At 48.8% G+C, this 22,550-nt stretch carries 19 protein-coding genes and 1 riboswitch; of the genes, 10 read left to right on the top strand and 9 right to left on the bottom strand.

From position 1 onward, the window contains the following. Positions 1–44: 44 nt before the first annotated feature. Both PMI05_RS08590 and PMI05_RS08585 read left to right on the top strand, forming a co-directional pair. On the top strand, positions 45–617 hold the full coding sequence (locus tag PMI05_RS08590; protein WP_007720062.1) for an RNA polymerase sigma factor: 573 nt from the start codon (positions 45–47) through the stop codon (positions 615–617). Next, the gene (locus PMI05_RS08585) at positions 610–2,073 is read left to right on the top strand and encodes a DUF4179 domain-containing protein (RefSeq protein WP_007720061.1); all 1,464 of its coding nucleotides are present in this window, start codon (positions 610–612) and stop codon (positions 2,071–2,073) included. Before PMI05_RS08590 ends, PMI05_RS08585 begins: the two co-directional genes overlap by 8 nt. A gap of 39 nt (positions 2,074–2,112) precedes the next feature. On the opposite strand, the gene PMI05_RS08580 is transcribed toward PMI05_RS08585, so the two are convergent. Beyond that, entirely contained in the window at positions 2,113–3,396 is a 1,284-nt protein-coding gene (locus PMI05_RS08580) for a haloacid dehalogenase-like hydrolase (RefSeq protein WP_007720060.1), read from the bottom strand. A 291-nt stretch (positions 3,397–3,687) separates the two neighbouring features. On the opposite strand from PMI05_RS08580, the gene PMI05_RS08575 reads away from it, so the two are divergent. After that, entirely contained in the window at positions 3,688–4,632 is a 945-nt protein-coding gene (locus PMI05_RS08575) for an aminopeptidase (protein ID WP_007720059.1), read from the top strand. 82 nt (positions 4,633–4,714) lie between these two features. Next, positions 4,715–6,163: a cardiolipin synthase gene (gene cls / locus PMI05_RS08570; protein WP_007720056.1), complete on the top strand. Its 1,449-nt coding sequence runs from the start codon at positions 4,715–4,717 to the stop codon at positions 6,161–6,163. Positions 6,164–6,249: 86 nt separating this feature from the next. Here cls and PMI05_RS08565 read toward each other — a convergent pair whose 3' ends face one another. Continuing rightward, positions 6,250–7,230 (bottom strand): aromatic ring-hydroxylating dioxygenase subunit alpha, encoded by a 981-nt coding sequence (locus PMI05_RS08565; protein WP_007720055.1) that lies wholly within the window; start codon positions 7,228–7,230, stop codon positions 6,250–6,252. Positions 7,231–7,435: 205 nt separating this feature from the next. Between PMI05_RS08565 and PMI05_RS08560 the strand changes: the two genes are divergently transcribed. Next, a complete protein-coding gene (locus PMI05_RS08560) occupies positions 7,436–8,785 on the top strand; it encodes a uracil-xanthine permease family protein (protein ID WP_007720054.1) in 1,350 nt (449 codons plus the stop codon). Positions 8,786–9,128: 343 nt separating this feature from the next. Here the strand turns inward: PMI05_RS08560 and PMI05_RS08555 are convergent, their stop codons facing one another. From PMI05_RS08555 to PMI05_RS08535, 5 genes are all read right to left on the bottom strand, one after another. Beyond that, positions 9,129–10,103 (bottom strand): ABC transporter substrate-binding protein, encoded by a 975-nt coding sequence (locus PMI05_RS08555; RefSeq protein ID WP_007720053.1) that lies wholly within the window; start codon positions 10,101–10,103, stop codon positions 9,129–9,131. 67 nt (positions 10,104–10,170) lie between these two features. After that, positions 10,171–11,817, bottom strand: a complete 1,647-nt coding sequence (locus PMI05_RS08550) for an AraC family transcriptional regulator (RefSeq protein ID WP_007720052.1) — start codon at positions 11,815–11,817, stop codon at positions 10,171–10,173. Beyond that, entirely contained in the window at positions 11,814–12,197 is a 384-nt protein-coding gene (locus PMI05_RS08545) for an OsmC family protein (RefSeq protein ID WP_007720051.1), read from the bottom strand. Before PMI05_RS08545 ends, PMI05_RS08550 begins: the two co-directional genes overlap by 4 nt. A 94-nt stretch (positions 12,198–12,291) precedes the next feature. Then, the gene (locus tag PMI05_RS08540) at positions 12,292–13,929 is read right to left on the bottom strand and encodes a M20/M25/M40 family metallo-hydrolase (protein WP_007720049.1); all 1,638 of its coding nucleotides are present in this window, start codon (positions 13,927–13,929) and stop codon (positions 12,292–12,294) included. Between the two features lie 58 nt (positions 13,930–13,987). After that, positions 13,988–14,728 (bottom strand): IclR family transcriptional regulator, encoded by a 741-nt coding sequence (locus tag PMI05_RS08535; protein ID WP_007720048.1) that lies wholly within the window; start codon positions 14,726–14,728, stop codon positions 13,988–13,990. 352 nt (positions 14,729–15,080) lie between these two features. On the opposite strand from PMI05_RS08535, the gene PMI05_RS08530 reads away from it, so the two are divergent. After that, a complete protein-coding gene (locus tag PMI05_RS08530; protein ID WP_007720047.1) occupies positions 15,081–15,845 on the top strand; it encodes a dimethylarginine dimethylaminohydrolase family protein in 765 nt (254 codons plus the stop codon). 72 nt (positions 15,846–15,917) lie between these two features. Further along, a complete protein-coding gene (locus PMI05_RS08525; protein WP_007720046.1) occupies positions 15,918–17,327 on the top strand; it encodes an amino acid permease in 1,410 nt (469 codons plus the stop codon). A 74-nt stretch (positions 17,328–17,401) separates the two neighbouring features. Here the strand turns inward: PMI05_RS08525 and PMI05_RS08520 are convergent, their stop codons facing one another. Both PMI05_RS08520 and PMI05_RS08515 read right to left on the bottom strand, forming a co-directional pair. Continuing rightward, positions 17,402–18,718: a D-arabinono-1,4-lactone oxidase gene (locus tag PMI05_RS08520; protein ID WP_007720045.1), complete on the bottom strand. Its 1,317-nt coding sequence runs from the start codon at positions 18,716–18,718 to the stop codon at positions 17,402–17,404. Continuing rightward, on the bottom strand, positions 18,706–19,893 hold the full coding sequence (locus tag PMI05_RS08515) for an amino acid deaminase/aldolase (protein WP_007720044.1): 1,188 nt from the start codon (positions 19,891–19,893) through the stop codon (positions 18,706–18,708). The genes PMI05_RS08520 and PMI05_RS08515 overlap by 13 nt, the downstream gene beginning before the upstream one ends. Before the next feature lie 300 nt (positions 19,894–20,193). After that, positions 20,194–20,293, top strand: a riboswitch (purine riboswitch). 52 nt (positions 20,294–20,345) lie between these two features. Here PMI05_RS08515 and PMI05_RS08510 point away from each other — a divergent pair. The 3 genes from PMI05_RS08510 to PMI05_RS08500 all read left to right on the top strand — a co-directional run bounded on the left by PMI05_RS08510 (position 20,346) and on the right by PMI05_RS08500 (position 22,545). After that, on the top strand, positions 20,346–21,779 hold the full coding sequence (locus PMI05_RS08510; RefSeq protein WP_007720042.1) for an NAD(P)/FAD-dependent oxidoreductase: 1,434 nt from the start codon (positions 20,346–20,348) through the stop codon (positions 21,777–21,779). Between the two features lie 183 nt (positions 21,780–21,962). Next, a complete protein-coding gene (locus PMI05_RS08505) occupies positions 21,963–22,295 on the top strand; it encodes a hypothetical protein (RefSeq protein ID WP_007720041.1) in 333 nt (110 codons plus the stop codon). Then, complete coding sequence (locus PMI05_RS08500; protein WP_007720040.1) at positions 22,270–22,545, top strand: hypothetical protein; 276 nt, start codon at positions 22,270–22,272, stop codon at positions 22,543–22,545. The genes PMI05_RS08505 and PMI05_RS08500 overlap by 26 nt, the downstream gene beginning before the upstream one ends. Positions 22,546–22,550: the final 5 nt, after the last annotated feature.

The raw sequence follows: 22,550 nt of genomic DNA, 5'->3' as shown, positions 1-22,550 counted from the left end.
TCTCGTGAATATACAGTAGAGCAAAAACGAGGGGAGGGAACGCTGTGGATGAGTGGGAGTTGATTGCCAAATGCCAAGAGGGCGAGCCTGAGGCCTTTGAACAATTGGTCAAGCCTTATCTGGCGATGGCATACCGTACAGCGTACTTGATCATTCATGACAAGCATCTGGCACAGGACGCCGTTCAGGAAGGGCTCATCGAAGCGTATCAGCACATAGACCGACTCGATAAAAAACGGGGAGTGGCCTTTCGCAATTGGCTATACCGGATCATTACGTTTCGGGCTCTGAATCTGGTACGCAAGCAGAAGCCTGTGGTGGAATATGAAGAGATGATCCCGGAAGAAGCGCTAACGCCGCTGGACAACGTGATCCAGCGAGAGGAGCAGTGGCAAATATGGCAGGCGATTCGCAGCATGAAGGCGGAGCATCGCGCGGTTATTATTCTTTACTATTACGAAGGCTTCAGTGTGTCGGAGATCGCCAAAATTACGGGCTCCTTTGAGGGGACGGTCAAATCGCGCATGCATAAGGCGAGGAAGCTGATTGCGCAGCAATTGGACAAGGAATGCATTCCATCTGATTTTTTGCGGGAAGGGGCAATGACTCATGACTAACGAGGAGCGGCAAATCCAAGAGACGCTTAGGAAAGTAGCGGGAGCTGTCGAGATACCGAGTTTTCAAATGCCAAGCAAAAATGACGCGTTGCAGGTGAGAAGGCGTTCATTTTACCGTAGCAAGAGATGGGCTTCCATCGGCATCGCTTCCGCTGTCGTACTCGGGCTGCTCGGAACCATGCAAGTGTCCCCAACATTTGCGGCCTATGTCAAATCGATCTTTACACAAGACGGGTTCGACGAAGGACTGCAACAGGCGGCGAGACAAGGCTTCTCTGAAACATCGAATCTTTCTGTTACCGATCAAGGGATCACCTTGGAGGTAAAGGAAATCATTGCTGATCCGGCGCAGGTAGTGGTAGCTTTAATGATTAAACAGTCGGATGGCAAGCAGTTGCTCCCTACATATCCGACAGCGACAAACACTGAATCCAATGCTGTTAAATTGCTGGATTCCAAAGGGGAGGTCATCTCTGACGACTGGGGAATAACCTTTGAAGAAAATGGCGGATTCATCCGGTTTATCCTTGGTCAAAAAGGACAAGAGCCCCTTCCGAAAACGTTGTCGATGCATTTTGATGAAATAGGCGACATAAAAGGAAACTGGAAGCTGCAAGTTCCGGTTACGATGGCAAAAACAACGGCCGCAACGACTGTGTTGCCTGTCAATCAAACGCAAGTGACGAAGCATGGATTGAAGATGACCTTGCACCAGATCGTCAACACGCCAACGGCTACTCGAATTGAGCTGGAAACACAATGGACAGAGGCGGCCAAAAAACAACTGGAACAAGAAGCAAAAAAGCTAACTGGAAAGACGACGAACCCGGATTACGCTCCATTTCTTCCGTATCAGCAATATAGGCTGGGATATTACTACGAGGGAGCAGATGGCAGCAAGGGGAAGGAAAGAATCATATCTAATTCTTATTCCATTGATCGCTTTGGGCATTTCCGTTGGATCAATGACGACGATCCTTTGCAAAAAGGCAAAGCAGCGACACTCGTCATAAATAGCCTCCATAAGGCAATCCCGTACGATATGAGTATCACCTTCCATCCGGATGAATTGAACAAGAAGCCAGTGATCAAACAAGTGGGAGAAGATATATTTACGTTGAAAAGTATCAAGCTGGCAAAAGATGATGATTCGGAAAAACAGCAAATGGAAATGGAGATTGATGTACTTTCCAAAGATATTACGAGAATTTATTTGCCTTGGTGGGTACTTCAAGATGGGCAGGGGACAACCTACCGGGCTAAAATGGGTCATCAATCCAAGGGACCCGTTGACCAGTCAGGACGGGAGCGAGCAACGTACAAAATTCGGCTGGAGGACAGCAGTCATTGGGAAGGAGGAGAAATAACCAAGCTCCCGGAGAAGCTCACACTACGACTAGATGCTGTTCAGAAAAAATATCCGCTAGAGTGGAGAATTCCAGTTACCAATCAATAAAGAAGAAAACCGCCCCGTACAAAGGGCGGTTTTTCATGTTTATTTCGCGACCAACTGCGGCTCTTTCTGCCCAAGTCGGATCGTCGCTTCGCTCGGAATCCACATGCCTGTGTTCTCGTCACGTCCTTGCAGGACTACCGTTGGGTTGGCCTTACCCATCTGTTCGGCACCCTTGGTAATTTGCTGCCCAATTTTGCCGCCCTTGACGCGGTTCACGACGAGAGCGAGCTGCACGCTGTCCAGCTCTGTCATCATCTCGAAATCACCGTTGCTATCGCCCGCGATGAAAATCGGACCATGACCATACTTTTTCACCAATACATCCTGGATCACTTCCGTCTTGCCGTGGGCTACCGTGATCGGGTAGTCAGGCTGGTACACATTCGTGATCAGTCCGTTTTCTGTTTTCAGACGCATGCCGATGATGTTCTCCGCTGGGAGATTGTAGCCATATTTCGGGAGAGTGGCAAAGACACGAACGACATCCTCCAAGGAGGCACTCACGACATACACGTCGATGCCATTAGCACGCAGCGTGTTCATCAGGTTTGCGACTTCGGAAGTGAGGCGCAGACCCGTTGTATGAGAAGCTTTCACTACGCCTGCTTTGCCTGCCAACGATTTCGGGCTCGTCCAGCTTACTTTTTCAATCGCCATGCCTAGGCTGTGATCATTGGATGCTTCCGCCAATTTTTGCACTTCTTCCACTGTCATGTTCGTGAAGAGGTAGAGGATCCATGGATAGCCAATCGTGTTGCTGTGGGTATCGTTGATCGCTTCATACAAGAAAAACAGTTTGGCTTTGAAATCTGCGAATTGCTCTGTTGCTGTTACTTCCTCCAGCGACTTTGTTCCTTTAAGACCTTGATAATTTTGATATAAGTACGTGTAGTCGGCTACGAGATCAGTCGCGATGGCATCGAGTGTGACAGGCTTGCCGTCGACGTTTTTATACGAGTCGGAAAATGGTCCTTCTGGTACATTCGTGCGGATGACCTTCCCGAATTCTTCTGGTGTGAGCTTGTAAGCCAAATGGTTGATCTGGTAAACAAACAGCGCTTCCTCTGTGTCATGCATGATGCTCGTATTGTCCCAGTCAAAAACGGCATACGGCTTCTTTTTGGCATTGTAGGAGGCACTCTTGATGCCGTTTTTCTCAATCAATTCATGGACGGCTTGATAAGTTGCAGGTGCCCATTTCCCCTTGTCGAGCATCTGCACGCTGGTGTCTTTGGCCAATGCTGGCATCTGCATCGCGAGTAGAGCGACGATCATCAGCAGTGTCAGCCACCACGTTTTGGGTTGTGCTTTTCTGTGTGACATGGTTGTCATCCCCTTTTTCTTTTTCTCGATCCCCCAAATGAAAACGTTATCATTTTTTCAAAAGAAAAAGGCCTTCCCCGCGCCAATTAATAAAGCGCGGGTAGAAGACCTCATTGTCTTAAGCGTTTTCATTTGTATTCTAATCATACTAAATTTAACAGCAAAAGCAAGAAGATTCCGATAAACATAATAAGGGCAGGACTAACGATCCAATCTAGCGAAGACAGAAGAGTTTGCCAGAAAAAAGTGGATATAATCTAACCATAAGATAGATGAGAAGGATGATGCGGCGTGACCTTGATAGAATCCAGCAAAGCTATTTTGGTGAATTGCTTGGCGTTGAAAGCGAATGAGACATTTTTGGTGGTGGCCGACGAGCGGAAGCGGGATATCGGTGAGGCGCTCTGGGAAGCGGGTAAACAGCTCGGGGCAGAAGCGATGCTGATGGTTATGAAGGAGCGAGAAAAGTCCGGTCAAGAGCCTCCTGCGGCTGTTGCAGCGGCGATGAAGAGCGCAGATGTAGTGGTATGTGTGACGCAACACTCTTTGACGCATACAAAAGCACGCAAAGAAGCAGCAGCAAATGGTACGAGACTGGCTACCATGCCAGCTATTACGGAAGACATGTTCCTTGCGGGAGCGATTTCCGCTGACTATACACAAGTAAAGGCACTCACCGAGCGCGTGACCGAGATGCTGACCCGAGCAAGTACCGTGCGAATCGAAAAAGCGGGCAAGTCACTGACGTTTTCCGTCGCAGATCGCAATGGGGTGCCGAGTACAGGTATGTACGTCAATCCGGGAGAATCGGGCAATTTGCCTTCCGGGGAAGCGTATATTGCCCCACTGGAAGGGACAGCAGAGGGACAAATCCTCGTCGATGGTTCCATCGCGGGTATCGGAAAAATCGATTCGCCCCTGCTGCTGACGGTCCAAAATGGTCGGATCACAGAGGCAGAAGGAACAGCGGGTGAACGCCTCCTGCAAATGCTTGGAGACCAAGATGGGCGGATGCTGGGTGAATTCGGAATCGGAACGAATGATAAGGCGCGTATCACGGGAGTTGTGTTAGAGGATGAGAAGGTATACGGAACGATTCACGTAGCCTTTGGTAGCAACAATACGTTTGGCGGGACGATTGTCGCGGGGGTACATATTGATCTGGTTGTCAAAGAGCCGGATGTGTATTTGGACGACAAATGTATCATGAAGAGTGGAAAACTATTGGCAACATAGGACAAACTAGATGGATAGGAAGGATGAATCCCAATAGTAAATGTTGTAATATGGGAGAAATCCTAGAGGTGGATGTGGTGTGATGGCAATGTCTGAAAAAATATTTGCGATTATTACAATAGGTAACCTGATTTTGGCTGCCGTTCTTATTTTCATGGAGAGGCGAAACATTGCGGCAACCTGGGCCTGGTTGATGGTTTTGCTGTTTTTACCGGGCATCGGGTTTATCGTTTACCTGATTTTTGGACATAAGCTAAGCAAGAAAAAGCTGTATCGGCTCAAGGAAGGAGAATTTTCTCATTTTCGAGCTGCGGTCGATAGACAAAAGCAGTTGCTTGCCCATGGTGAACTACAAGTGAACGACCCTGAGATGGAGAGACACCGCGACATGATTTTCATGAACGTGGTAAGTGATGGAGCGTACTATACGCAGGATAATACCATTCAGGTTTTTAAGGAAGGCCATAGTCTGTTCAACCTCATGTTCAAACAGATGGAGGAAGCACGCGAGCATATACATTTGCTCTACTATATTTTGAATGACGATGATTTAGGGAAACAGCTCATTCAATTATTGACGAAGAAGGCAAAGGAGGGCGTCGAGGTTCGATTGCTCTATGATGCAGTAGGTTCTTCTGGTGTCTCATCCCGGTTTCTGCGTCCACTGGTAGAAGCAGGGGGAGAAGTCGCCTCCTTTTTCCCGGCGAAGATTCCGTTCCTGAATTTTCGAGTCAACTTCAGGAATCATCGCAAGCTGACGATTATTGATGGCAAGGTTGGCTATATCGGAGGCTTCAACATCGGGGATGAATACTTGGGCAAGGACAAGAAGCTGGGGTATTGGCGTGACACCCATTTGCTGATAGAAGGAAGAGCGGTGTACATGCTGCAAGCACGCTTTTTCTTGGACTGGAATTTGTCCGCTCCGAAAAGAATGCATGAGTCACTCGTGTATTTTCCGGAGATTCATGAGTCCGAGGGCACGATTGGGGTTCAGATCGTATCGAGTGGGCCAAACTCGGAAAAAGAGCAAATTAAGCATGCTTTTTTGAAGATGATTTACAAGGCACGGAAGAAGATTTACTTGCAGACGCCGTATTTCGTTCCCGATGAAGGGGTGCTAACCGCACTGAAGATGGCGGCAATGTCTGGGGTAGATGTACGGGTGATGGTCCCGGGAAAGCCAGATCATCTATTGGTATTCTGGGCGACTCACTCTTATCTCGGCGATTTGTTAAAGAGCGGTGTGCGCTGTTACCTCTACGAAAAAGGCTTCATGCACGCCAAAACAATCGTGGTGGATACCCAGTTGTCGTCTGTGGGAACGGCCAATGTTGATATTCGTAGCTTCAAGCTGAATTTCGAGACGAATGCGTTTATGTACGATTCGAAGATGGCAGAGGAGCTGGAGGAACTGTTTGTCTCCGATCTGGCTGATTGCCGGGAGATGACACTGGGAGAGTATGTGAACCGACCACTGCGTTTGCGCTTGCTGGAATCGTTGACGCGGCTGTTGTCTCCACTTTTATAAAAGCGGTACGGGAAAGTAGAAGAGGACCTGTTAACCTACGTGCGCAATCACGGAGTTGGCAGGTCCTTTTATTTTCGTTAAGAAGCTTATGCCGTACCGAACGTAACACCCATCTCCGTCAAGTATTGACGGTAAGCGATGCTCGCGCGGTCGCATTTTAAGGACAGCTCTACTTGCAGATCGAGTGGCAGGTCCTCAGGCTTTTGATTTTCCACGATCGGTTTATCTTGAGCGAAGATGAGGTTTTGGAAGCTAATGATTTCCTCATCGGAAAGGTTCGTCTCATAATTAAAAGAAAGTACGCCATAAGCTACGCTTCGCGCTTCATCCTGCGGCATCACAGTAAGCAAAATGGACATCAGATTGCCGTTTTCCGCATCGCGTTTCGTGAATTTTACCGTGAGCGGACGGAGGATTTCGTATGTGTAATAGACGTGCTTCGCTTGACCAGTACCGTCCGGGTCAGGCTGGAAAATCTTGATCTCATCCGTGCGAATAACACCGTTCTCGTCGCGGTGAACGCGGTAATCCCCGATTTCCATGTGTGTTTCGACACCCAAAAAACCCTCATGAACGACAGCCAGATGGCCTACATCCAAAAAGTTCTCTACGATGCGTGGAGGCTTGGCTGTTACTGTCTGTGGCCCCCAAATGACATTTCGAAAATGATGATCCTCAAATTCCGGCAGGTCAAAAAACTCAGGAGATTGGTTGCCGAGATTCACCCACACGAATCCATAGCGCTCTGCACAACCGTATAATACAGCGCGCGCCTTGCCTGGAATGGCTTGATCGGCAGGCAGCTGAGGGATTTTTACACAGGCTCCGGATGCTTCATATTCCCATCCGTGATACGGACAGACCAGCTTTCCTTCTCGGACACAGCCCAGAGACAGGGCAGCGCCTCTGTGAATACAGAGGTCTTTAAACGCATGGATTCCTTCTTCGTTGCGGAAGAGGACGACCCGCTCGCCCATAATGGTGACCTGGATTGGGCGGTCTTGCACATCCACCGAACGATAGGCGACGATCCACTCATTACGCAGCACGGTATCTTGCACGATCATTGATGAGACACTCCTTTGTCGATACTTCGGTTATTCACCCATTGTAGCGGGAGACTAGAAGGGAAGTCAACAGAAAACACGAACATTACAAAGTGGTATCACTTATTTATTACGTGAATAGTTGCCTAAAAACGTAATTATCCGTTATAATCCCATTTATATCGTTCGTAATTAGCTAAAATACCACTAGGGAGGCCTTTTGAAAGTGGAACAACATCGCGAAAGCAATCAGCTTGTTGTGGGCGTCGATGACAAAATCAGTGTGGGCAAGGCGTTTTTACTTGGTTTGCAGCATGTGTTGGCTATGGACTTGTACATTGCTCCTATTATTATTGCAGGGCTGCTCACCATGGACGCTTCAAGCACTTCTTTCTTTATTCAAATGTGTTTTCTCGCGACGGGTATCGGGACGTTGATCCAGACTGGATTTGGATTGCGTTTGCCTGTCGTGCAAGGCCCTTCCTATGTACCCATCGGTGCGTTGGCTGCGATCGGCAGTAAGCTGGGGATGGGTGCGATGATTGGCAGCATGATTCCTGGGGCGCTGTTTGTGGCCCTGATGGGTTATCCATTGAAATGGTTTGCCAAAGCGGTTCGCAAATTCATTCCACCGCTAGTCGGCGGGACGGTGATCATCATCGTAGGCATTGCCTTGATGCCAACAGGGATGGGAAACATTTATCACTCCCCGGGAAATATTTGGACCAATATTTTAATTGCCGCCGTTTCTGCTGGTGTGCTTGTCATCTGTATGCTGCTTGGCACAAGAGCAAAGGTTGCGGGTGCGTTTTTTAGACTTGTATCTGTTCTGATTGCGATTTTCGTCGGAACGGTCACTGCTGCTTTTTTTGGAACGGTAGATTTTAGTCCGGTTGGACAAGCACCGTGGCTGTCCATGCCGAAGCTGTTTCCGTATGGGGCTCCTGTATTTGATCTCAGTGCTGTTTTGACGATGCTTTTTGTTTATTTGATTATCATGATTGAAACAACAGGGACTTGGTTCGTCGTCTCTACAGTAACGAACAGTGAATTGACGGAGGAGCGACTGAATCGCGGTGCTGTCGGTGAAGGCTTGGGGTGCTTTGTCGGGGCATTGTTCGGAGGTACACCTACGACTGGCTATTCCTCCAATGCTGGATTGATTGCGGTGACAGGAGTAGGAAGCCGGATGGCGATTATGGCTGGAGGATTGATCTTGATTACCCTTGGGTTGGTGCCGAAGCTGTCGGCAGCGATTACCTGTATACCGGAGCCAGTCATCAACGGAATTTTTGGGATCGTGTGTGTAGCGATTGTGGCTAACGGAATCAAAGTCATTCAAAACATTACGATTGATGATCGGACAATGATGGTCATCGGTTTGCCGATCCTGCTGACAATGGCGGTAACGGTCCTGCCAAAAGATGCGCTCGCAGGAGTACCTGATTTCGTGAACTACATTCTATCTTCAGGCATTACAGTAGGGGCCTTGGCAACGGTTCTTTTGAATCTGCTCATTCCAGAAGGCAAAAAGAATCGAGTGAAGGTTCCACAGCAACAGCCTGTTAGCAACTAATAAAAACAGCCCGGTGAGCTAAGCTTCCGGGCTGTTTTTTCTCATAATAGTCGGATGAAACGATGAACCAATAAAGCGGCTGGTGAGAAGAAAAAGCACAGAGCTCGTAGACCTTGACAACGCCTACCCAGTCGGAACTTCAAAAAGGGGACCCGCTTGTCGAACACTTCTTCCTTGAGAAACTTCCGCCCGTAAGGTGGCTTTGGCTCGACGGTCCCCTTTTTGAAGTGGAGACGGACAGTCAATCCCCCCTTGCGGGCGTGTCAGAGTCGAAGAGAACTGTGCTTTTTCTTCTCTACCACTATGTTGACCCAAACCAGAATGCCCTTCACAGATCTTCTTATTATTTCTTCGTTCCAGTCAAATTCTGCACAGCTTCATCCAGCTGCTTTTCAATCAGAATCGGTTCATAGCCAAGCCATCTATCCACATCGACTACGTAAACATGATTGTTTTTGACAGCGGGTAAGTTCTTCCACAGACTGCTTTGCTCGATTTCTTTTAAATACTGAGCGGCGTCTTCCCCAGGGAACAGCATCAGGAAAATATGGTCGGCTGCATACTCCGGTAATAGCTCCATGGACACGTCTTTTGACCAGAACAGCGGGTCTTTATCGATCTCGCTCTTAATGAGTGGCGGTGGAGTCAGCTGAAGATCGTTGTACAAAACATGGCCCATGTTGCGAGCACCGTACATTTTGATCGTTTTCGCACGGACGTTGAATGCTGCAACAGTCTCGTCCTTCCCGACCTTAGCGAGGACCAGCTTACGTGCTTCTTCAACCTTTGCTTTATACTTCTGCTCCCAAGCCTTTCCTTCTTCCTCGCGACCTAGCGCTTCCGCTACCTTTTGTACATGCCCGTAGACATCATATTGATCGAAGTCGATCGCCACGACAGGCGCAATCTTTGTCAGCTTTTCATATACTTGTTGCTCGACTTCGGTACCGGTGAGGATCAAGTCAGGCTGCAACTCGAGGATTTTCTCCAGATTATAGGCATCATAATCTCCCACGACTTCGATTCCACTGACCAGTGGCTCCAAGTCCGGACCTTCCATATGGCCCTTCAACGCACCGATTGGCTTCACACCAATGGCAAGCATGGGACCCAAATATTGTAGGGCTACGACGCGCTGAGGTTTTACAGGAATGGTCGATTCGCCTTTTGCGTGCTTCAGGACACGCGTCTCGCTGCTCTTACTCTCTTGTGCAGGTGCCGATGGATTGGGGCTGGCTGTCTGGCCGCATGCCGTGAGTAAGAGCAAGGGAAGAATCATCAATCCGGGCAGCCAAGCTTGTATGCGTAATCGTTTCATCGTATATCCTCCATGAATGAAAATGATTCTCATTAATAGAGTCCATCTTACCCTGAACGCACTCTTTTCATCTATGGAGAATATTCCGGTTTTCTTTGGACAATGTGGCGGTGTTTGAATAGGTCAAAATTTGGACGGCCTCTTCCAGCTGGATGTCGAGGGAGAGGGGATCATACGAGAACCAAATCGGATTAAGAATGACCACTTGCCCTTTTTGGACAGCAGGAATTCGTTGCCATACATCCTGTTTCATCAACTCTAGGAAGTGTGCTTGTGAGAGATCATCATCAAAAATATGGACGAACAGCCAATCTGCTGCGTACTGGCTTAATTGATCCTCGTTGATGGGGGTCGCCCAGAAATTGGGGTTGCGTGTTAACTCTTCTTGAATCCTTTTGGGTGGCGTCAGCTTCAAGGATTTGTACAGCACATGCCCGATATTTCTCGCACCGTATGCCAATAGGCTCCGTGGACGTACATTGAGGATCAAGAATGTTTCTTCCTTCTGAATATGAGCGTCGATGCATCGCTTCGCCTTCAAAACCTTCTGTTCATGCTGCTTGAGCCACATGTGTGCCTGATCTTTCATGCCAAGCACATCGGCTAGCATGTTCAAATGACCAAATACATCATGCGCAAGCCACGGAAGGGCCAGAGTAGGTGCAATCTTGGAGAAAGCAGTGCTGTCCCCTGTCGATTCGGTCAAAATAAACGTCGGTTGCAATGGTTTGATCAAGTCTGGTGTGTTCTCGGGCAGACTGACAATCTCATCTGCTTCTTTTATCCGTAATTGCTCGCGTAAATAAGTGACCTGCTCTTCGGGAGCGCCAATCGGTCTGATTCCGAGTGCCAATAAATACTCGGCATAGTGGAAGGTGACGGGTGCCATTTGCTTCTGATTCATACGGACAAAGACAGTCGGCGACACGCCTACCTGCTGTTTAAAGCGTCTGCTGAAGTAAAACTCATCGGCATACCCGACCAGGCGTGCTACCTCGCGCAATCGTTTATTCGATTCTCGCAGAAACGTCTTGGCATGCGCCATCCGGCAGCTCGTCAAATATTCGATCGGGCTTTTTCCGACCCTTTTCTTGAAGACTTCGGTGTAATACCGAGGGGTGAGGCCAGCTCGATTCGCCAAATCATCTAAGGTGATTGGCTCCGCATAATTCGTATGAATGTAAGAAATCGTCTGTTCGACAACGCTTGACGTTTCTACGGCAGCCTGCCGTTCTGCATGGCTCCAAATCAGGTGCAGTAATTGCTGAAAGCGAATTTGATTTTGAAAAGCTTCCAACGGATCACTGGCTTGTCGATGGACATACAGTGTGAGGGCAAGCTCCGTACCGTGATCCACCTGGTGAAATAAACAGGAGCTGTGGCCAAGATGCCAGGAAAGACTCGGGCTGTAGGCGTTGGTGACCTGATCTTGCTGTTGCAGGGCGTCAAAATAGAATACGAGGAGACGGAGTGGCTCTCGAGAATCAGCGCTTACTTGCCTCGCAGATTCTCGAGAAAGGACGAGCACACTCCCATCTAGTAGAGTGGCTTGATCCGACTCGTTCAGTATCCGGCCCGATCCTTTTGTCACGATGAGCACGGCATGGGTAGATCCGCCGGAAAACGTCCATGCTTCTGTCGGTGACAAGGTGACCTGCTGTATGTCTTGAAGTAGAAACAAAGGAGTGGGCGGCAGCACTGTATTTCCTATCATGATACCAATTCGAAGGACTCGGTTACGACGATGCTTCCCTTGACAGATTGGACCATCGGGCAGTTTTTGCTCGCGGCTTCAATGGCTTTTTGCACTTTTTCTTCTTTCATATTTTCACCCGTAATGATGAAGTGGAGGTGAATTTTTTCAACCCGATTTGCCTCTGCCTCATTTCGCTGAACATCTGCTGTTACTTTCATATCCGTGCACGGCATTCTCATCTTGTCCAATACTTTTCGCAAAACACCGCCACTGCAAACAGCGATGGAAGAGACCAAGAGCTGGTAGGGGCGAAAGCCATACTGTTCATCACCTGATACGTGCAGCTCACCGTAGGATAGTTGAGTGACAAAGCCATTTTCCTTCGCTTGAAATTCCATGCGTAACCCTCCCTTGAAATGGTTTTTCTTCATTATAAGGAAAAAGGCTCCCGCGCGACAGTAAACTATCGGTACAGGAACCTTTTCCCCTTTTTTATTCCTTCAATGCTTTCCCATTTTGCAAGAGAGACTGGATGCAACGAGGAAGCATGTCTTTTAACGTATCGAAAGCATAGTCGACATCCAGACGTTCTGTCCACTGATGGGCGTCACGTCCGACTGGACCGAGGTTCATGACAGGTACATCAAAAGCTTCGAGCTCCTGAAGCGGAATGGAGTAGCCGTTGTCCCACAAAGGCATGTTCGCTACCAATGGCTTCATGGATGCCGCCGGATATTGGAGTCCGACGTAGCTTAAATCAGAGATTCCGCCAAAGTAGTTTTGCTTGACCAAATTGACCTGGTGCTGATCTCTCGCGTATGCTTTCATCTCTTCCATCGTTTGCTGGATCAGAGGATGATTGCGTGAGCTGACTGCCGGGTAAAACGGTGGTGCGAAGAACAAAATCATCATCGGCGATAGTTCTTTACACAGAATCGCTAATTGATCCACCAGTTCGATCGTGGTATCGCGGTCGTCCTTGTCGCCGCGGTTGGCGATCACATCTGCTTCCAGCTGACGCAGCTTTTCTTCCCCGTACGTTTTCTTCGCGTAGGCGTACAGTTCTTCGTAAGTCATGACGGAAATGGACAGATCACGTGGGCTAAACGGCGCGAAGTTGGCAAACTGGCTCGCGTGCTTGAGGTAGTTTTGCTTCATGCGCTCTGCGACATTTCTTGCCGATTCTAGCAGCGGCTCTACGACATCCTCCATTTGCTTTTCCAGCAGGAACAGGTTGAACAGCGTCACAGCACGGTGCGGAATTTGCACAGAGTACTCTTTTTTCAGATCCTTTTGAATCAGGTTCGTCGGCGGAGGAGATGCTTCCCCCTCGACAACTTCGCAAAAAGATGTGTTCAGCTCGAGCTCACAAGTAATTTGAGAGGCCATGTAATTGCCGTTTAACCCAGCAAAAGGCTCGCCCACATGTGTTTCTTTGCCGTAGCAGAGGAAGCCTGGCAGTACTTTTCCGATGGAGCCTGTGTACAAGTACGTATTCGTATCCCCCGGATAGCGGGTAAACATCGGCTCGGAGTTGAGCACGGTCGTGTAGCTCAGGTCGAACTCTTCGGCGATTTTCAAAAGCGCTGGGACTGCTGCTCGCATCCCGACAGAATTCACCTCTTCGTCAGGGACTGTCAGAAGCAAAATGTTGCCGTTGAACTCTCCAGCAATGGCTTGCTCAATCATCGACATGTGCAGCGTCAGTCCGCATTTCATATCCATGGTGCCACGGCCAAACAGCCAGTTGCCGGTGCGGATATCCTGTTGAACGTCGGCTGGCATATCCGCTTGGTTTTGTTGGAAGAGAGGAGTGAGGGTCTTCGGATCAAAAGCATGCTTCATCCAGGCGCCGTAATCCTCGACATCGACCACATCAAAATGGCTGACGAGAATGACGGTGTCCCGTACCCCTTCTTTTTTGACCAGTGCAGTGACAAAATGGCGCCCGTCTCCAGTCGGATTCGCACGCACATGATCGGGATTGGCTTGATAATAAGGCAGGGTACGCAGCTGATCGACGACGTAGCCAGGCAAGTCCTTCTCGGCAGATGATCCTGTAATGCTTGGGATGCTTACCAAATTGCACAAGAGATCAACGAGCTGCTCTTTTGTTTGCCATTTTTGCATAAAAAACGCCTCCGTTTTCCGTATAGTGAAAACCATTTCCGGTTAGTGGGCAAAAAAATTAAGGTAAGGCACCGATCTTGTGGGAAATTTCTTTGGCACTTTGTTGGGCTTGTTCAATGAGTGAGGACAAGAGTTGCTCGTTGATCCGATAGCTCGGAACGCCGATACTCAAAGCGCCCACGACCTTTTGGTTGACACCGAAGATAGGAGCGGCAATGGATGCGGTGCCCTCGGTTTTCTCACCGTAGCTGACTGCATAGCCGTTTTGTCTGATTTCTGGCAGTCGTTCTAACAGCTCGCGACGTTTTTCTGCATCCGGGATTAAACCGGTCACGATTTGCTCTGCTTCGGTCAGATTCATGCTGGCGAGAATCGTTTTGTTTGCCGCACCGATATGTAGCGGAATACGCTCGCCCAGATTATCCATGCTTCTGACAGACATGGGACCTTCCACACGTTCGAGTACGATGGCATGAGAGCCCTGTGGAATGTTCAGATAGACTGTTTCTCGTACATCTGCTGCCAATCGCTCCATGACAGTTCGGGCGACAGCGCGCATATCCATCTTGTCCAGGATGCGCAGCCCGATTTCCATCCACGTATAGCCGACCTTGTACTGCTTGTTCTCAGGAACCTGGAGGATGAGTCCATGCTTGATGAGGCTGCTTATTAAACGGTGTACGGTACTCAGTGGCAGGTTCGTTTGTTCAGCAATTTCCGAGATGGACCATTGCTGCTTGTTTGGATCTGATACCAGGACGGAGATGATGCTCATTGCCCGGTCAATCGATTGTACCAACGTGGGTTACCTCCTGGCTTTGTTGCATAGTGACTGCTCGTTGAATGTCACGCCAGCTTAATATGACCTCAATCTATCAGAATTTTTCAGCCGAATCAATATAATTCAGACTAGATAAAAATTCATTGACAAAAAATTTGAAACTATTTTACATTAAGAGTGTAATTTTGTATTGCAGAAGTGATTCCACAATGCGGAATTTTTCTGAGTGGTTGCTCAGAGGAAAATGAATGCAACATGGTGGCGATGAACAAGCAAAAGCAGCAGATGAGGAAGCGTTTACATGCTCGTTTCTCCGTCGCCCACTGATAGACAAAAGCAAGATTCGAAAACAGAAGGGAGATCTATCATCATGAAATTTTCACGTGCGATTGTAAGAAAACCGGGAAAGAGTTATGTAAATGGTTTGACGACTTCTGATTTGGGTTCACCTGATTTTGAACTTGCTCTCAAACAGCATGCCGCTTATGTAGAAGCGCTGAAACAGACAGGTATGGATGTAACTGTTCTGGAAGCGGACGAGCGTTTCCCGGATTCTACGTTTGTAGAAGATACAGCTGTCCTCACGGAAAAGTGCGCCGTCATCACCAATCCCGGTGCAGAAAGCCGCAATGGTGAAATTGAGGATATGAAATTGGTGCTTCCTCGTTTTTATGACACGATTGAATATATTCAGGCCCCTGGCTTCCTCGATGGTGGAGACGTGATGCAGGTAGACAACCATTTCTATGTCGGTCTGTCGACACGCACCAATGAAGAAGGAGCCATCCAGTTCCGCGAGATTCTCTCCAAATACGGATATGAAGTCATCATTGTTCCGTTGAAAGAGTTTTTCCACCTGAAAACAGGAATCGCCTACCTTGGCAATGACTTGCTGGTTCTGGCTGGGGAGTTCATCGATTCTGAAGTGTTTAGCCAATACAAGCATCTGATCGTGGAAAAAGAAGTCGAGTACTCTGCGAACTGCATCCATATCAACGACTACGTCATTATTCCAAAGGGCTTTGATAGCACGAAAAAGCAAATCACTGACGCTGGCTACCATGTGATTGAGCTGGATATGTCTGAATTCCGCAAACAAGATGGAGGATTGAGCTGCCTGTCCCTGCGTTTCTAGTGCAGGCAGTTCTCTCTTCTTTTATAGACCTCTGATAGACCTCTTAAAAAGCTGGTGAAAGAGAGGAATCATATGAACACTGGGAATGAAAGAGATACACAGCTAGAACGTTCCATGAAAAGTCGCCACCTGTTTATGCTGTCGTTAGGTGGCGTGATCGGGACAGGGCTCTTCCTCAACGCTGGCTTCACGATCAATCAGGCTGGACCAGGCGGAGCGCTTGTCGCCTATATCATCGGCGGGATTTTGCTGTATCTGGTCATGACGTGCCTGGGCGAGCTTTCTGTAAAGATGCCAGTAACAGGCTCTTTCCAAGCCTACGCCAGCAAGTATATTGGTCCGGCGAGCGGGTTTACACTGGGATGGATGTATTGGCTAGGGTCAGCTACAACGGCCGGGGTAGAGTTTACTGCCGCGGGCATGGTCATGCAACGGTGGTTCCCGGATACACCGATCTGGATTTGGTGCGCGCTCTTCATCGTTTTGCTCTTTGCCTTCAATGCGCTGACAACAAAAGGTTTTGCAGAAACCGAGTACTGGTTTGCCGGAATTAAAGTATTAGCCGTTCTTATTTTTATTATTGTCGGACTAGGTGCTATATTCGGTATTGTCAGTATGGAAGGAAGACCCGCTCCGTTTCTCTCCAACTTCTCGGCAGATGGGGGACTATTCCCGTTTGGCATTGCGATTGTCTTTGTGACGATGATGAACGTCGTATTCTCTTATCAAGGCTCTGAACTGATCGGAATTGCAGCCGGGGAAGCAGAAAACCCGCAAAAGACCATTCCGCGGGCGATTCGCAACATTGTGTTTCGTATTCTCGTGTTCTATGTGGCGTCGGTCACGATCTTGTCCGCACTCTTTCCCTCAAGTGAGCTGGGACTCTTGGAAAGTCCGTTTGTGACGGTATTTGATGCAGTGGGGATTCCATTTGCAGCGGATATCATGAACTTCGTCATCTTGACGGCTCTGTTGTCTGTCGGAAACTCATGCTTGTACGCAGCCACTCGCTTGTTGTGGTCCCTTTCCCATAGCAATATGGCTCATCCTGTTTTTGGAAAATTGACCAAGCGTAAAGTGCCCTTGAACGCGCTCTTGGCGACGCTGGCGTTCTCGCTTCTATCTCTGTTAACCAGTGTGGTTGCAGCGGATACGGTATACGTGCTGCTCATGGCTGTATCCGGTATTGCGGTTACCTTCACGTGGATGGGGATTGCTCTCTCTCAATTCAATTTCCGCCGTCAATACTTGCGTGAGGGTGGAAAAATAGAAGATTTACAGTTCGTAGCACCGTTTTACCCGGTGATGCCGCTCTTGTGTCTGGCGCTTTGCACATTCATTCTTATCTTCCCGGCGTTTGACCCGACACAGCGAATTGGACTCTTCTACGGAATTGGTGCACTCGTGCTGTTCTATACCTACTATTATGTGCGCTATGGACGCAAAAAGGCGCATAAACCGAATCTCCCAACGCAAGGCTAAGCCTTCCTGCTCGATAGAAAATGCCCCTGCCATGATGATATGGTCGGGGCATTTTTGTAGTGTAAGGATGGTCTTCAGGAAATGCCGAATAGCTCGGCTAAATACGGGTTCACGAACAAGCCGTCAGGGTCGAGCTCAGAGCGAATGGCGAGGAAGTCGGGCAAGCGCGGATAGACCTGATGAAGCTGCTCGGCGGTCATGCTGTGCATTTTCCCCCAGTGTGGACGTCCGCCGTATCGGGCGAAAATTTCCTCCATCCGGGCAAAATACGCTTCGTACGGCATGCCCTTGTACATGTGGACGGCAATGAAGGCGCTATCCCGTTCGTAAGCGGGACTGAGCCAGATGTCGTCCTTTTTGACGTACCGGCATTCCAGCGGAAAATGAACGGCAAAGCGCTCTAGCTCAATCGCCTGACACAGCTCCCGTATGGCATCGCCCATATGCTCAGCAGGTAAGCAGTATTCCATTTCGTAAAAACGCACAAGGCGAGGGGTGGCGAAAAGTTGATGGCTGTAGCCGCTCTCATGGACAGAGGGAACGCTTTGGGCGGACAGCCTGCTGACGCTTTTGGTGAGAGAAGGGCGCAATCGGCAGCTCTCGGACAAGAGCCAAAACAGCCCATTTTCCACGACCATTTTTTTCAAATAGCTCCATCGTTGATTGCCGCTAGGGGGATCATTGGTCTCGTTCATGAATTTCACTTGAACGGTGTCCGAATACGGGAAGATAAAAAATTCAAAATGCCGATGCTCGGCTTTAAACGTCTCCAGAGAGGACAGGCACCCCTCTAACTGCATGCGACGGCTTTGGTAGCGCAGGCGATAGGCTGGGAGGACACGAAGCTTGACGCGTACGATGATGCCCAAGAGACCGAGGGAGACTTGCATGGCTTTGAACAGCTCCGGCTGGGCCTGATCGGATACTTCCAAAACCTCCCCGGATGCGGTCACGACTGTCAGCCCGACGACTTGCGTGGAGATGCTGCCAAAATGAATGCCTGTGCCATGTGTTCCGGTGCTGACGGCCCCTGCAATGGACTGGGCGTTAATGTCTCCGAGGTTTTCTTGAGAGTAGCCCGCTTGATGCAGGAGGTGTCCGAGTGTCTTGAGCTTGGTGCCTGCCCAGACTTCAACGGTATCAGAGGCAGGGTCTACACTGACGATTCCTTGGAGATGATCCAAGGATAGCAAGCAATCTTCTGTCTGGACGAGCCGAGTGAAGGAATGACCGGAGCCGACGACTCGAATCCGTGTACCTGCCTTCTTGCAAGCAAGGACAAGCTGCACGACCTCATCCACGGACCCTGGCATCGCGACTTGCTTTGGCTGGCTTTGTACATTTCCTGTCCAATTGGTCCAGTGATTCGCGTGCTTCTTTACAGTGAGCATAATCCATCCCCCCGATAGGTGGTCACTTCCTCGATGATTTTCCCGCCAGAGATGCAATACAGCCGGGTAAAACGTTCGCAGAGCTCTCCTGCTTTGGCATGGCGAAAAAAGATCGGGTCTCCCAGCTCCAGCGTTTCCATGCCTTGATAGTGGATCGGTGTCTGTACTTCACCTGCTCCTTCGTTGGGGAACAGCTTCGCTCCCGCTGGCAAGTAAGGCTTGGGGAGTCTGTCACGCCCAGCAGAACCAGAGGCGATGTAGCCTCCGCCGGCACATGTGTAGATATGCTCTGTGGGCTTGCGGATAATCTCCAGAGCAAATCCGGCAGCAGGATGAAACCGAAAATCTTGAAAGTAGTCAAAGAGTCCAGGCGAAAAAAATCCGGAGCCTGCTGTAACCTCTGTAATGGCGTCTTCTTTCCCGGTCAAGTGCAAGCTGCCCGTTCCTCCACCGTTTACAAAGCGGAGAGAAATGCCTAGCTCGCAAATGGCATGCACCAGTGTGGCACGTCGAGCAGCCACTTCTTTCACGGAATATTGCTTGAGGAGACGAATGATGCTGTTTTTCAGGAATTGACGAGGGTATCGATCCCCTACGCCAGCAATTTGAGCCTCGTACCCCATCACACCATCTAGGTAGAGATGATCGGAGGAAGCAACGCGCTTGGCAAGGGAGAGGGACGCCTCGAGAGAGCGAAGAGGGGAGCGCCAGACGCCGAAATGCAGCCCCAACACATCAGACGACATGTCGATATCGAGACAGACCGGCAGGCTGGTTCCCGTTTCCCGGGCGATTTGTTCGAGTTGTTCGACATGAGGGAGAGAGTCGATCATCAAAGTAATGGAGCGTCCATTCTTAATCTCAGAGGCGATTGACAAAAGCCAGCTTTTTTCCCAGAGCGGATAGCCGAGTAGCAGGTCATCGAAGCCTGCTTCGCACAGGTGAAGCACCTCAGGAGCGGAATAGCACATGAGACCACGAAAGCAATCGTCCAACTGCAATACATGTTTGAGAATGGCAACGCTTCGGATCGACTTGCTCGCGATTCGAACGGGTTTTCCATTGCTTTGCAAACAGATTTGCTCCGCATTTTCCTCCAGCAGATCTAGGTCGACGAAAGCGAACGGCTTGGGAACACCGGCAAAGGCAGACTGATAATAGCGATAATCCCGCATGTACAGGCCTCATCCTTTTTTGAATTCGGATTTGAATGAAAGAAAGAACTGCAAATATTTCATAAAATTCTATCTATTCTATCCGTTTGTGTTTGATTCCTTCCTGACAAATGAGGGGAATGAACAGAAATAACGAATGTTCGTTTTTAATGTTCGGATTCTGGTGTATTTACGAATTGTAAAGGCATGTTTACGATAAAAACAACTTTAAAAGACGAATAAATAGGTTGTTTCTTGTTGACTTGATTCACCTTATAAGCTACGATACATATTGTTGTGAAGAACAACGCAGGTTTGACGAATGAAATAGTGATTTGTATTCGTATATCCTCAGAAATATGGTTTGAGGGTCTCTACAGGGAACCGTAAATTCCCGGCTACGAATAGGGCAGGTTTGGTATACCCTATTCGTCGGCCGGGAATTTTTTGCATTTTTTTGGGGAGGGAACGAAATGAATAAGTATGATGTGATCGTTGTAGGAGCAGGACCAGCAGGGATTTTTACATGCTACGAGGTAATGCGAAAAGCACCGAATGCCAAGGTGCTGTTGATTGATAAAGGGCATGACATCTATAGCAGACGCTGTCCGATCTTGGAGGAAAAGATCAAGCTCTGCCCGCCGCCAGCAGGAAAAAAAGATTTCGCAGGCTGTTTGCCGGCCTGTTCGATTACCAGTGGTTTTGGTGGAGCAGGCGCCTATAGCGATGGTAAATTTAACATCACCACCGAATTTGGCGGTTGGATGACAGACTATCTCAGCCCTTCCACTGTACTTGGGCTGATCAAATACGTGGATGAAATCAATTTGGAGCATGGAGCTACTCAATCGATTACGGACCCGACCACCGAGACGATCAAGAGCATCGAGCAGCGTGGCTATGCAGCAGGACTCAAGCTGTTGCGAGCGCAGGTGCGTCACTTGGGAACGGAGCAAAACCTGGAGATTCTCCAGTCGATCTTCGAGCATTTGAAGAAGCATATCGACATGATGTTCAAGACAGAAGTCGAGGACATCATTACGGTGAAAGAAGCAGACGGACATCAAGTAAAAGGTGTCGTCTTGAAAAACGGCCAAGAGTATGAAGCTGATTACGTGGTAATCGGACCGGGTCGCGATGGCTCCGCATGGTTGACCAATATCCTGAAAAAGCGCCGCCTGAAAATGTACAACAATCAAGTCGACGTAGGCGTACGTGTGGAGACGTCCGATGTCGTCATGCGCGAAATCAATGAGCACTTGTACGAAGGAAAATTCATTTTCAATACATCTGTCGGAACGCGTGTACGGACGTTTTGTAGTAATCCATCGGGTCACGTGGTCGTGGAAAACCACAGTGGAGTGATGGCGGCAAACGGGCACTCTTACAAAGATCCAGCGCTGGGCTCGATGAATACGAACTTTGCGCTCTTGGTATCTCATACATTTACAGAGCCGTTTGACAAGCCGAATGAGTACGCGAGAGAAATTTGCAAGCGAGCGAATGATCTGTCCAACGGTGGGGTCATCGTGCAAAAGTACGGCGATATTTTGCGCGGTCGCCGTTCAACAGAGTCGCGCATTAAGGAAGGCTTCCTGGAGCCTACTCTGAAGGAAGCGGTACCGGGTGACCTGGGACTCGTGTTGCCTTACAATACGATGAAAAGTCTAATCGAGATGGTGGAAGCACTGGACAAGGTAACGCCGGGAATTGCTTCCGAGCACACATTGTTCTACGGAGTGGAAGCGAAATTCTACTCGGCACGTCCAAAACTGACTGAGGAATTCGAAACAGAAATCAAGGGATTGTTCTGTGGCGGGGACGGTGCCGGAATTACGCGTGGTCTGGCACAGGCCGGAGCTGCTGGGGTCTGGATGGCTCGCAATATCGCGAAGCGTATGCAATAACGAATACGATCATAACAAATAGGCTTCTTGCCGGGCACGCTTGTGCTTGGTGGGGAGCCTTTTTTCATGACAGAACAATATCAGGAAAGTGATGGTCCCGATGTCACGAGGAATTAGGCAGAAGCGTATTGTATAGAAGGGCCAATAATTAAACTACGACTTTTTGTTGGCATGGAGGTATCTATGTTTTTTTGTGATGATGATGATACCGCTGTAATAGCACTTTGGATTATTTCGATTGGCTTTGTCATACTCGCCATTGATAAAACAACCAGATTAAGTCAAAAGCCTGCCTGCAACAATGAGAAGTCGATACAGCCCCTCATCCAATTAAACAAGCAAATCAATGGGAAAAACAAAAATGGCAATGACAATGATGAAGATATGCAATTCAAACGAATTGAACAGCAAATTGCCCAATTACGAGACAGTGTTCAAGATATAAAGAAGAATTTACAGGAGAATCCATCCAAGAACGGGGGGAAGAAGGATGATCGAAAAAAATCTGGCGAATGAGCTGGTAGCGGTAGGCGGGTGGATTGCAGTTCTGGGTGCCTTCCTGGCTGCGATAGGCTCGACTGGACAGGTGGAACCGGACCAGGATACTTCTACAGCGAACGAGAAAAATGACAAAGAATCAAGTGATTTGAAAAAACAAGTGCTGCAACAGAAAAAACAATTGCAAAAGCAACAGATACAGATTGAACTGATTCAATTGGAACAAGAGCTCAACACCATCATCCATAGCACAAGGCAAAATGGCTAACAAAA

The organism is Brevibacillus sp. BC25 (assembly GCF_000282075.1).
Classification (GTDB): Bacteria; Bacillota; Bacilli; order Brevibacillales; family Brevibacillaceae; genus Brevibacillus.
The sequence above is the reverse complement of the archived record's forward strand: the minus strand, read 5'-3'. Positions and strand labels throughout refer to the sequence as shown.